This is a genomic window from Piscinibacter sp., from assembly GCF_050175855.1.
GTDB lineage: Bacteria > Pseudomonadota > Gammaproteobacteria > Burkholderiales > Burkholderiaceae_C > Piscinibacter.
Map to the genome: position 1 here is coordinate 1 of NZ_JBFXIO010000144.1, position 11183 is coordinate 11183.

Genomic DNA, 11183 nt, shown 5'->3' on the forward strand with positions numbered 1-11183 from the left:
AAACGGGGCTGACTACAATCAGCCTCTCTGGATTGCGCATGGCAAAAAACTCTCCTTCCCCCACGGCTGCCAAGGAGCCGGCGAGCTACGAAGACGCCCTGCGCGAACTCGAGCAGCTCGTCGCGAGCATGGAAGGCGGCCAGCTGCCGCTGGACCGCATGATCGACAGCTACCGCCGCGGCGCCGAGCTGCTGGCCTACTGCCGCGGCCGGCTCGAGGCCGTCGAGGCGCAGGTCAAGGTGCTCGAGGACGGGCAGCTCAAACCCTGGATCGCCGGATGAACCGCCAGCACTTCGACGCCTGGGCTGCCGGCGAGCTCGATGCCGTGGAGTCGGCTCTGACCTCCTGGGTTCCCAAGGACTCGCCGGCGGGCCTGGGCGACGCGATGCGCTACGGTGTGCTCGACGGCGGCAAGCGGCTGCGCCCGCTGCTCGTGCTGGCGGCCGCACAGGCGGTGGACGGCGAGCGCGAGGCGGCGCTGCGCGCGGCCTGCGCGGTGGAGCTGATCCACGCCTACTCGCTGGTGCACGACGACATGCCGTGCATGGACAACGACGTGCTGCGCCGCGGCAAGCCGACGGTGCACGTGAAGTACGGCGAAGCCCAGGCGATGCTCGCCGGCGACGCCATGCAGGCCCTGGCCTTCGAGGTGCTCACGCCCGATCACGGCGTGGCGCCGGCCCTGCAGGCCCGGCTGTGCTCGCTGCTGGCCCGTGCGGCCGGGCATGCCGGCATGGCCGGCGGCCAGGCCATCGACCTGGCCAGCACCGGCAAGCCGCTGGACGAGCACCAGCTGCGCGACATGCACCGGCGCAAGACCGGCGCACTGCTCCAGGCCAGCGTGCTGATGGGCGCCGCCTGCGGTCCGGTCGGCGCGACGGTGTGGGAGGCGCTGGCCGTCTACGGCGACGCCCTGGGCCTGGCCTTCCAGGTGGTCGACGACATCCTCGACGTGACCCAGGCGTCGGAGACGCTGGGCAAGACCGCCGGCAAGGACGTGGACAACAACAAGCCGACCTACGTGAGCGTGCTCGGCCTGGAGCGCGCCCGCGCGCATGCGCTGGAGCTGCGTGCCCAGGCCCAGGCCGCGCTGGCGCGCAGCGGGCTGGCCGACACCAGCGCGCTCGCGCTGCTGGCCGACAAGGTGGTCGAACGGGACAACTGACGATGAAGTATCTGCTGCTGCCGAACATCAACAGCCCGGCCGACGTGCGCAAGCTGTCGCGACTGGAGCTCAAGCAGCTCGCCGCCGAGCTGCGCGACTACGTGCTCAACAGCGTCTCCAAGACCGGCGGCCACCTGTCGTCCAACCTCGGCACGGTGGAGCTGACGATCGCGCTGCACTACGTGTTCGACACGCCGGCCGACCGGCTGGTGTGGGACGTCGGCCACCAGACCTACCCCCACAAGGTGATCACCGGCCGGCGCGAGCGCATGGGCACGCTGCGGCAGCTCGGCGGCCTCTCGGGCTTCCCGCGCCGCGATGAGAGCGAGTACGACACCTTCGGCACCGCGCACTCCTCGACCTCGATCTCGGCCGCGCTGGGCATGGCCATCGCCGCGCAGCGCAAGGGCGAGGACCGGCACGCCGTGGCCATCATCGGCGACGGCGCGATGACCGCCGGCATGGCCTTCGAGGCGCTGAACAACGCCGGCATGCCGCACATGGGCCACGTGCCCAACCTGCTGGTGGTGCTCAACGACAACGACATGTCGATCAGCCCGCCGGTGGGCGCGCTGAACAAGTACCTCGCCCGGCTGATGAGCGGCAAGTTCTACGCCGCCGCGCGCGAGGGCGCGAAGAACGTGCTGAAGAACGCGCCGCCGCTGTTCGAGCTGGCACGTCGCTTCGAGGAGCATGCCAAGGGCATGGTCGTGCCCGGCACCATCTTCGAGGAGTTCGGCTTCAACTACGTCGGCCCGATCGACGGCCACGACCTCGACGCGCTGATCCCCACGCTGGAGAACCTGCGCGACAAGCCGGGTGCGCAGTTCCTGCACGTGGTCACGCAGAAGGGCTACGGCTACAAGCTGGCCGAGGCCGATCCGATCAAGTACCACGGCCCCACGCCCTTCGACCCCGCGCAGGGCATCCAGAAGCCGGCCACGCCGCCCAAGACCACCTTCACGCAGGTGTTCGGTCAGTGGCTGTGCGACATGGCCGAGAAGGATCAGCGCCTGGTCGGCATCACGCCGGCGATGCGCGAGGGCTCGGGCATGGTCGAGTTCCACAAGCGCTTCCCGGAGCGCTATTTCGACGTCGGCATCGCCGAGCAGCATGCCGTGACTTTCGCCGCCGGCATCGCCTGCGAGGGACTCAAGCCGGTGGTGGCGATCTACTCCACCTTCCTGCAGCGCGCCTACGACCAGCTGATCCACGACGTGGCGCTGCAGAACCTGCCGGTGGTGTTCGCCCTCGACCGCGCCGGCATCGTCGGCGCCGACGGCCCGACGCACGCCGGCGCCTACGACATCGCCTACCTGCGCTGCGTGCCGAACATGAGCGTGCTGACGCCGGCCGACGAGAACGAATGCCGCCAGGCGCTGTACACCGCCTTCCTGCAGGACCACCCGGTGGCCGTGCGCTACCCGCGCGGCAGCGGCGCCGGCACCGAGATCGTGCAGGAGATGACCGCCATTCCCTTCGGCAAGGGCGAGGTTCGCCGGCAGGGCTCGCGCATCGCCATCCTGGCCTTCGGCACGCTGCTCTATCCGGCCTTGGCCGCGGCCGAGAAGCTCGATGCCACGGTGGCCAACATGCGCTTCGCCAAGCCGCTGGACGCGGAACTGGTGGCCGACCTGGCGCGCAACCACGAGGCGCTGGTGACGGTCGAAGAAGGCTGCACGATGGGCGGCGCCGGCAGCGCGGTGCTGGAGGCGCTGGCCGCCGCCGGGCTGAGCACGCCGGTGCTGACGCTGGGCCTGCCCGACACCTTCGTCGAGCACGGCGACCCGGCCAAGCTGCTGGCAATGTGCGGCCTGGACGCCGCCGGCATCGAGCAGGCCGTGATCAAGCGATTCGGCACCAAGCCGGCGCTGGTGCGGGCGGTCAACCATTGAATGCGGCTGAACGCGGGGTTCAAGGCCCTGCCGCCACGCGGCCGGGCGTTTGCTGGCATCCTGCGCCCTGAGTTTCGAGCCCAACCATGAGCAACCTGAAAGACGCGCTGCATATCCCGGACACCCAGAGTGCCCGAGACGAGCGCCACCTGGCGATCCAGCGCGTGGGCGTGCGCGGCGTGCGCTATCCGATGCAATTGCGCCTGGGTGCAGCCGAACTCGCCACCGTGGCCGAATGGGATCTCGACGTGGCGCTGCCGGCGGAGCAGAAGGGCACGCACATGTCGCGCTTCGTGGCCTGGCTCGAATCGCTCGACCGCGCCATCGACGCCGCCGAACTGCGCCAGCAGATGGGCGTGATGCTGCACAAGCTGCACGCCACCACCGGCCGCATCGAGGCGCGCTTCCCGTTCTTCCTGCGCAAGCGCGCGCCGGTGTCCGGCGTGGAGAGCCTGCTGGAGTACCAGGGCCGCTGGATCGTCGAGGCCAGGGACGGCCAGGTGGCCGTCTGGGCCGAGGCAGTGGTGCCGGTGAAGAGCCTGTGCCCGTGCTCGAAGGAGATCTCCGACTACGGCGCGCACAACCAGCGCTCGCACGTCACCGTGCGCGTCGAACTGCTGCAGGACATCACCTGGGGCGAACTCGTGCGCTTCGCCGAGGATTCGGCCTCCAGCGAGATCTGGCCGATGCTCAAGCGCGCCGACGAGAAGTGGGTCACCGAACGGGCCTACGAGAACCCGAAGTTCGTCGAGGACCTGGTGCGCGACGTGGCACTGCGCCTGAACGCCGATCCGCGCGTGGGCCGCTACATGGTCGACGTGGAGAACTTCGAGTCCATCCACGCGCACTCGGCTGTCGCCCGCATCGAACGGGCGTGACCCGTTTTCGCGCTTCGAGCGCGGCTGATCAGTCGGTTTCGAGGGCGAGGCCCAGCAGAGCCGGGTCGCCGCGCCCGGCGCGCACCAGCGCCGGCGTGTCGCCGCTGAGGTCGACCACCGTGGTCGGCTGCATCGGGCAGGCGCCGGCATCCACCACCGCCCCGAGCAGCTTCTGGAATCGCTCGCGGATCTCCTGCGGCTCGTTCATCGGCTCGCTCTCGCCCGGCGCGATCAGCGTGGTGGCGATCAGGGGCTGGCCGAGCACTTCGAGCAGCGCCTGCGTCACGGCATGGTCGGGCACGCGCAGGCCGATGGTGCGCCGCGAGGGGTGCGAGAGCCGGCGCGGCACTTCCTTCGTCGCTTCCAGGATGAAGGTGAAGGGCCCCGGCGTGCCGAGCTTGAGCAGCCGGTACTGGCGGTTGTCGACGCGCGCGTAGCTGGCCAGTTCGCTGAGGTCGCGGCACAGCAGCGTGAGGTGGTGCTTCTCATCGACGCCGCGGATGCGCCGCAGCGCCTCGGCCGCGGCCTTGTCGTCGAGGTGGCACACCAGCGCGTAGCTGGAATCGGTGGGGATCGCGACCACGCCGCCGCCGTGCAGGATCTGCACCGCCTGCTTGAGCAGGCGAGGCTGCGGGTTGTCGGGGTGGACCTCGAAGTACTGGGACATGGCGGAATCGGGATCAATCGATGATGGTATCCGCTCCCAGTGCACCGACGGGTGCGCGCGCCGCGACCGCCCCGCTCTCGTTCAGCGCGGCGGCGCGCCCCTCATGCCGGGCGCTGGATGCGGTCTTGAAGCGCTTCCCAAACCGGCGTGAGGTTGCCGGGCAGTTCGGGCAGCGCGCCGAGGTCGGTGTGGCTCTCGTCGGGGCTGTGGAAGTCGCTGCCGCGCGACGCAGCCAGGCCGTACTCCAGCGCCGCCTCGGCGTAACGCACCGCCTCCGCCGCGCTGTGGCTGCCGGTGATGACCTCCACGCCGCGACCGCCGTGCGACTTGAACTCGCTGAAGAGGGCGTGCTCCTCGTTGGCGGTGAACTTGTATCGCGCCGGATGGGCGATCACCGCCATGCCGCCGGCCTCGGTGATCCAGTGCACGGCGTCGCGCAGGCCGGCCCAGCGGTGCGGCACGAAGCCCGGCTTGCCCTCGGTGAGGAAGCGGCGGAACACCTCGCTGGTGTCGGCGCACACGCCGGTCTCGACGAGGTAGCGCGCAAAGTGGGTGCGCGAGATCAAGTCGGGGTTGCCCACGTACTTCAGCGCGCCTTCGAAGCTGCCGGGGATGCCGGCCTTGGCCAGGCTGTCGGCCATCTCGAGTGCGCGCTCGCGGCGTCCGCCACGGGTGGCCGCGAGGCCGCGCTTGAGCGCCTCGTTGTCGGGGTCGAAGCCGAGGCCGACGATGTGTACCGTCTGCCCGCAGAAGCTCACCGAGATCTCGGTGCCGGTGAGGTAGGGCAGGCCGAGTGTCAGGGCGGCGTCGCGCGCCCGGTGCTGGCCGCCGATCTCATCGTGATCGGTCAGCGCCCAGAGCTCGACGCCGCGATCCTTGGCGCGCTGCGCCAGCGCTTCCGGGGTGAGGGTGCCGTCGGACACGCAGGAGTGGCAGTGCAGATCGGCATTCATCCAGGAACTCGGCAGCATCGAGCCCCGGATTGTAGGGAGCGGGCCCGTGGCCCGCTGGCATGGGGTCAGCGTGCGATGCGCACGATGCGGCCGCCGCTGCCGTCGGTCAGCACGTACAGCGCGCCGTCCGGGCCCTGGCGTACGTCGCGGATGCGGGTGTTGATGGCCGCAAAGTCGAGCCGCTCGCGCGAGGCCACGGTGTTGCCGCTGAGCGTGAGGCGCCACACACCGGCGCCGGCCAGCGCGCCCATGAACAGGTTGCCCTGCCATTCGGGAAACATGCTGCCGGTGTAGAAGGCCAGGCCGGCGGGCGCCTGCGAGGTCGGCACCCAGTAGGTCAGCGGCTCGACGTAGGTCGGTGCGTGCACGCCGCCGGTGCCGCCGATGCGGCAGCTGGTGTTGTCGTTGCCGGCGTACGGATCGCCGTAGTTGCAGCCATAGCTGACGTTCGGCCAGCCGTAGTTCTGGCCCGCGCGCGAGATGTTGATCTCGTCGCCGCCCTGCGGCCCGCGCTCGCTTTGCCACAGCTCGCCGGTGGTGGGGTGCAGCGCAGCCCCCTGCGGATTGCGGTGGCCGTAGCTCCAGATGCCGGGCAGGGCGCCGGCACCCATGTTGGGGTTGTCGGCGGGAAAGCTGCCGTCGCGGTTGATGCGCACCACCTTGCCCAGGGTCTGGGCCAGGTCCTGCGCCGGGCTGCCCTGCTGTCGTTCACCCAGGGTGATGAACAGCGTCTTGTCGTTGCGGAAGACCAGGCGCGAGCCGAAGTGGCCGTCGCCGCCGACCTTGGGGCTCTGGCGGAAGATCACCTGCAGGTTCTGCAGCGCCGTGCCCATCAGCTGGGCACGGGCCACGGCCGTGCCACTGCCGCCGGTGCCGTTCTCCGAGTAGCTGAGGTAGACCCAGGGCGTGGTGGCGAAGTCGGGGTCGATCGCCACGTCGAGCAGACCGCCCTGGCCGTTGCTGTTCACGGCGGGCACGCCGGTGACCGGCGTGACCGTCTGGCCGTTGGCGCTGACGATCACCAGGCTTCCACCCTTGAGCGTGACGAGCATGCGCGCGTCGGGCAGGAAGGCCAGGCCCCAGGGGCTGCCGAGGTTGCTGGTGATCGTGGTGGCGGTGATGGTCGCGGGCGCCGGTGCCGGCGGCGGTGGTGCAGGCGGTGTCGGCGCCGGCGGCGTGGGAGCCGGCGGCGTGGGCGCTGGTGACGTACCGCTCGGGGCCGGGGCGGGCGAATCGCTGCCACCGCAGGCGGCCGTGGTGGCGGCGCCGGCCAGCGCGATCAGCCAGGCCAGGGTGGTGCGGCGGTCGGGGTGGAGCGGATCGTTCATGGCAGCGGGCCCATGGTGACGGCGAATCCGCGCAGTATCGCCAGCCGACGGGGCCGCCGCGCTACCAGATGCAACCTGTGGCCGGCGCCCATTCAGGCGGCGTCTTCGCTGCCTTCCACCACCATCTGCACGCGCTCGCGGCCGTTGTACTCGTCCACGCTCAGCCGGTAGGCCAGCCGCACGCGCGACGCCAGCGGCTCGCTGCGGCCGAACCAGATCGCATCGCGCAGCGCGCCCCCGTGGCGCACAGACAGCTTCAGGTGCCGCTCGCCCACCAGGCGCTGCGAGACGATCTCGACCTCGTCGCAGAACACCGGGGGTTCGAAGGCCTGGCCCCACACCTGGGCGTCGAGCGTGCGCACGGTGGCGGTGTCGAACTGCGCGGCATCGAGCGGGCCATCGGTGAGCAGCGTGCGCGCTAGCGTGGCGGCATCGAGCCACTCGCGCGCCACCTGCTCGAAGGCGGCGGCGAAGGTCGGCAGGTCGTCGGCAGACAGCGTGGCGCCGGCGGCCATGGCATGGCCGCCGAAGCGACGCAGCACGCCGGGGTGCCGCTTGCTGACCAGGTCGAGCGCATCGCGCAGGTGGAAGCCGGGGATGGAGCGACCCGAGCCCTTGAGCAGGCCGTCCTGGCCGCGCGCGAAGACGAAGGTCGGGCGGTGCACACGGTCCTTCAGGCGTGCCGCGACGATGCCGACCACACCCTCGTGGAAGCCTTCGTCGAAGATCGCCAGCGCCGGCGGCGGGTCGCCCTGAGGCATCAGCGCCTCGAGCTGCGCCTCGGCCTGCTCGCGCATGCCCGACTCGAGCTCGCGGCGCTCGCGGTTGATGCCGTCCAGCGTCTTCGCCAGTTCCGCCGCGCGGGCCGGGTCGTCGGTGAGCAGGCACTCGATGCCCAGCGTCATGTCGGCGAGCCGCCCCGCCGCATTGATGCGCGGCCCGAGTGCGAAGCCGAAGTCGAAGGCGCTGGCACGGCGAGCGTCGCGGCCCGCGGCGGAGAACAGCGCCGCCACGCCGGGCTGCAGGCGGCCGGCGCGGATGCGGCGCAGGCCCTGGGCGACGAGGCGGCGGTTGTTGGCATCGAGCTTCACCACGTCGGCCACGGTGCCCAGCGCCACCAGGTCGAGCAGCGCGTCCAGCCGCGGCTGTGCCTCCGCCGTGAAGGCGCCACGCTCACGCAGCTCGCCGCGCAGCGCAAGCAGCACGTAGAACATCACGCCCACGCCCGCGAGGTTCTTGCTGGCGAAGCCGCAGCCGGGCTGGTTGGGGTTCACGATCACGTCGGCCTCGGGCAGCACCACGCGCCCGTCCTGCTGTGCCGGCAGGTGGTGATCGGTGACCAGCACCGCCATGCCGCGCGCGCGTGCGTGCGCCACGCCCTCCAGGCTGGCGATGCCGTTGTCCACCGTCACCAGCACATCCGGGCGCAGCGGTGCGGCGAGGTCGACGATCGCCGGCGTCAGGCCGTAGCCGTGCACGGCGCGGTCGGGCACCACGTAGGCCAGCGTCTCGCGCGCCGCGCCGAGCATGGCCAGGCCGCGAATCGCCACCGCGCAGGCGGTGGCGCCGTCGCAGTCGTAGTCGGCGACGATGCAGATGCGCTGGCGGCGTTCGATGGCGTCGGCGAGCCGCCGGGCCGCCTCCGCCGCGCCGGTCAGCGTGGCCGGCGGCAGCAGCCGCGCCAGACCGTCGTCGAGCTCGTCGGCGCTGCGCACGCCTCGCGCGGCGAACAGGCGCGCCAGCAGCGTCGGCACGCCGGCCTGCTCCAGCGCCCAGACGATGCGCGGCGGCGCCTCGCGGCGGGCGATCACCGGGCCGCTCACAGCGCCTCCAGCACGGCGGCCGGTGCCAGATGGCTCAGGCGCTGCCGCAGCCGCGCCAGCCACGAGCCACCCGTCGATTCGAGACGCTGCGCGAAGCGTTCGCCGGCCAGCGTCAGAACGACGGGCTCGCCGCGTTCGGCTCCGCGGGCCAGTTCGGCGAGCGGCCCGGCGTCGAGCGCGCGCCAGGCCTCGGCCCAGCCGGCCCAGTCGTCCGACAGCAGCGGGCTGCGCAGTCGCGCATCGACGCGCGCGGCGTCGGTGGCGGCCTCCTGCCAGCGCCCGCAGCCGCTGAGCCAGAACGAATTGACGGCCAGCGCACCGCGCAACTCGCGCGCCTCGTTGACCGGGTGTGAGTGCAGCAGCATCTGCACCTCGTTCTGCAACCGGCGCAGCAGCCGCGCCTGCGTCCCTTCGGGCAGCCAGCGATCGACGTTGCGGCCGACCACGCGGTCCAGCGAGGCGGTGGGCAGGTCGACCAGGCTCTCGTGCGCGGCGTACCAGCGCAGCGGGGCGCCCCAGGCGAGCGCGAAGCCTTCGCTCTCGAACAGCTCGCGCACCGATTCCAGCAGCGCACGCGACTCGGCCGCGTCGAGCTGCAGGGCCTCGGGATCGGTCAGCACGATCTCGTCGCGGCCAACGTGCCAGTGCACCGGCGTCAGCTGGCCCCAGGCGAGGTCGAGCACCTCGATGCCGTCCTCGCGCGCCGCGTGCGCGGCGAAGGGCAGGGCGCCCGCGCCACCCACCCAGCCGCGCGCGGTGGCGAGTGCGGCTTCGTGCGGCGGCGTCAGCGTGTACTCGTCGGTGCCCAGGCGTTCGGTGGCCTGCAGGCGCGCGAGCAGTCGGTCGAGGTTCGGCAGGGTCAGGTCGCGGATCGTGTGTCGCCCGGCCTCCGACAGGGCCGACGCGAACGGAACGAGCAGGTGCATGGCCGGATTATCCGGCGCGCCACGTCGGGGCCGGGGCCCTCGGGTAGCATGCGCCTCGACATGAACTGGCCCTACGAACTGCAGATCGGCTGGCGCTACACCCGCAGCGGCAGGGCCGGGCGGCGCAACGGCTTCATCTCGTTCATCTCGGGCGTGTCGATGGCCGGCATCGCGCTGGGCGTGGCCGCGCTGATCATCGTGCTGTCGGTGATGAACGGCTTCCAGAAGGAAGTTCGCGACCGCATGCTGTCGGTGGTGGCGCACGTCGAGGTGCATGCCGCCGGCGACGCCGCGCTTCCCGACTGGCGCATCGTCGCGGCGCAGGCGCGCAGGCATCCGCAGGTGATCGGCGCGGCGCCCTTCGTCGCCGCGCTGGGCCTGTTGTCTCCCGGCGAGACGATGCGCGGCACCCTGGTGCGCGGCATCTCGCCGGCCGACGAGGCCAGCGTCACTGCGCTGGCGGCAAAGCTGCGCGACGAGATGGATCGCCTGCGCCCCGGCGCCTGGGGCGTGGTGCTCGGCGCCGAACTGGCGCGCAGCCTGGGCGTGCGCGAGGGCGACAAGGTCGCGCTGATCACCCCGGGCGGGCAGGTCACGCCGGCGGGCGTGATCCCGCGCCTGAAGCAGCTCACCGTGGTGGGCACCTTCGACAGCGGCCACTGGGAATACGACAGCGGCCTGGCCCTGATGCACGTGGACGACGCCGCACGGCTGTTTCGCGTCGAGGGGCCGACCGGCGTGCAGCTGCGCCTGAAGGACGTGCAGGCCGCGCGCACCGTGGCCGCTGAGCTCGGCCAGGCGATGGGCAGCGGCTATGAACTGCGCGACTGGACGCGCAGCAACCGCGCCTGGTTCGACGCGGTGCAGATCGAGAAGCGGCTGATGTTCATCATCCTCTCGCTGATCGTCGCGGTGGCGGCCTTCAACCTCGTCTCCACGCTGGTCATGACGGTGACCGACAAGCGCGCCGACATCGCCATCCTGCGCACGCTGGGCGCGAGTCCGCGCTCGGTGATGGGCATCTTCATGGTGCAGGGCGCCGCTTCCGGCGTGATCGGCACGCTGGCCGGCGTGCTGCTCGGCGTGGGCGTGGCCTTCCACATCGATACCATCGTGCCGGCGATCGAGCGCGCACTGGGCGTGAACTTCCTGCCCGGCAGCGTCTACGTGATCAGCCGCATGCCGAGCGACCCGCAGCGCGGCGACATCGTGCCGATCGCCATCATCTCGCTGCTGCTGTCCTTCGTGGCCACGCTCTACCCGAGCTGGCGGGCCAGCCGCGTGCAACCGGCCAGGGCGCTGCGCTATGAGTGAGGCGACGCCCCTGCGCGCGCGATGGCGCCCCGAGCAATGGCCCTACGAGCTGCAGGTCGGCGTGCGCTACCTGCGCGCGGCCCGCGGCGGCGATGCCAACGGCTTCATCTCGTTCATCTCGGCGGTGGCGATGCTGGGCATCGCGCTGGGCGTGGCGGCGCTGATCATCGTGCTGTCGGTGATGAACGGCTTCAGCACCGAGGTGCGCGACCGCATGCTGTCGGTGATCGCGCA

General features: G+C 71.4%; 10 protein-coding genes and 1 pseudogene. 6 read left to right on the top strand and 5 right to left on the bottom strand.

What is annotated here, in order from left to right:
* Window positions 1-38 precede the first annotated feature (38 nt).
* The 4 genes from AB7U92_RS12570 (at window position 39) to folE2 (ending at window position 3938) form a co-directional block, all read left to right on the top strand.
* Window positions 39-281, top strand: coding sequence for an exodeoxyribonuclease VII small subunit (locus AB7U92_RS12570; protein WP_428577071.1), 243 nt, complete (start codon window positions 39-41; stop codon window positions 279-281).
* A complete protein-coding gene (locus tag AB7U92_RS12575) occupies window positions 278-1165 on the top strand; it encodes a polyprenyl synthetase family protein (protein WP_428577074.1) in 888 nt (295 codons plus the stop codon). The genes AB7U92_RS12570 and AB7U92_RS12575 overlap by 4 nt, the downstream gene beginning before the upstream one ends.
* Window positions 1166-1167: 2 nt before the next feature.
* Entirely contained in the window at window positions 1168-3060 is a 1893-nt protein-coding gene (dxs, locus tag AB7U92_RS12580; RefSeq protein ID WP_428577077.1) for a 1-deoxy-D-xylulose-5-phosphate synthase, read from the top strand.
* 86 nt (window positions 3061-3146) lie between these two features.
* Entirely contained in the window at window positions 3147-3938 is a 792-nt protein-coding gene (gene folE2, locus AB7U92_RS12585) for a GTP cyclohydrolase FolE2 (RefSeq protein ID WP_428577080.1), read from the top strand.
* A 28-nt stretch (window positions 3939-3966) separates the two neighbouring features.
* Here the strand turns inward: folE2 and AB7U92_RS12590 are convergent, their stop codons facing one another.
* From AB7U92_RS12590 to AB7U92_RS12610, 5 genes are all read right to left on the bottom strand, one after another.
* The gene (locus tag AB7U92_RS12590; protein ID WP_428577083.1) at window positions 3967-4605 is read right to left on the bottom strand and encodes an L-threonylcarbamoyladenylate synthase; all 639 of its coding nucleotides are present in this window, start codon (window positions 4603-4605) and stop codon (window positions 3967-3969) included.
* Between the two features lie 101 nt (window positions 4606-4706).
* On the bottom strand, window positions 4707-5558 hold the full coding sequence (locus AB7U92_RS12595) for a 3',5'-nucleoside bisphosphate phosphatase (protein ID WP_428577086.1): 852 nt from the start codon (window positions 5556-5558) through the stop codon (window positions 4707-4709).
* A gap of 65 nt (window positions 5559-5623) precedes the next feature.
* A complete protein-coding gene (locus tag AB7U92_RS12600) occupies window positions 5624-6886 on the bottom strand; it encodes a PQQ-dependent sugar dehydrogenase (RefSeq protein ID WP_428577089.1) in 1263 nt (420 codons plus the stop codon).
* A 92-nt stretch (window positions 6887-6978) separates the two neighbouring features.
* Entirely contained in the window at window positions 6979-8709 is a 1731-nt protein-coding gene (recJ, locus tag AB7U92_RS12605; RefSeq protein WP_428577091.1) for a single-stranded-DNA-specific exonuclease RecJ, read from the bottom strand.
* Window positions 8706-9635 carry a hypothetical protein gene (locus AB7U92_RS12610; RefSeq protein WP_428577094.1) on the bottom strand — a complete coding sequence of 310 codons (930 nt, stop codon included), beginning with the start codon at window positions 9633-9635 and terminating at the stop codon, window positions 8706-8708. Before AB7U92_RS12610 ends, recJ begins: the two co-directional genes overlap by 4 nt.
* Before the next feature lie 60 nt (window positions 9636-9695).
* Between AB7U92_RS12610 and AB7U92_RS12615 the strand changes: the two genes are divergently transcribed.
* A complete protein-coding gene (locus AB7U92_RS12615; protein WP_428577097.1) occupies window positions 9696-10949 on the top strand; it encodes a lipoprotein-releasing ABC transporter permease subunit in 1254 nt (417 codons plus the stop codon).
* Window positions 10942-11183 (top strand): annotated as a pseudogene (locus AB7U92_RS12620) (hypothetical protein); the annotation flags it as partial. The gene AB7U92_RS12615 and the pseudogene AB7U92_RS12620, both read left to right, overlap by 8 nt.

Bases quoted from the DNA above. Each gene is read 5' to 3' on its own strand.
- AB7U92_RS12615 (WP_428577097.1), top strand. From the start codon at position 9,696: ATGAACTGGCCCTACGAACTGCAGATCGGCTGGCGCTACACCCGCAGC.
- AB7U92_RS12595 (WP_428577086.1), bottom strand. From the start codon at position 5,558: ATGAATGCCGATCTGCACTGCCACTCCTGCGTGTCCGACGGCACCCTC.
- AB7U92_RS12575 (WP_428577074.1), top strand. From the start codon at position 278: ATGAACCGCCAGCACTTCGACGCCTGGGCTGCCGGCGAGCTCGATGCC.
- folE2 (WP_428577080.1), top strand. From the start codon at position 3,147: ATGAGCAACCTGAAAGACGCGCTGCATATCCCGGACACCCAGAGTGCC.
- AB7U92_RS12610 (WP_428577094.1), bottom strand. From the start codon at position 9,635: ATGCACCTGCTCGTTCCGTTCGCGTCGGCCCTGTCGGAGGCCGGGCGA.
- dxs (WP_428577077.1), top strand. From the start codon at position 1,168: ATGAAGTATCTGCTGCTGCCGAACATCAACAGCCCGGCCGACGTGCGC.
- AB7U92_RS12600 (WP_428577089.1), bottom strand. From the start codon at position 6,886: ATGAACGATCCGCTCCACCCCGACCGCCGCACCACCCTGGCCTGGCTG.
- AB7U92_RS12590 (WP_428577083.1), bottom strand. From the start codon at position 4,605: ATGTCCCAGTACTTCGAGGTCCACCCCGACAACCCGCAGCCTCGCCTG.
- AB7U92_RS12570 (WP_428577071.1), top strand. From the start codon at position 39: ATGGCAAAAAACTCTCCTTCCCCCACGGCTGCCAAGGAGCCGGCGAGC.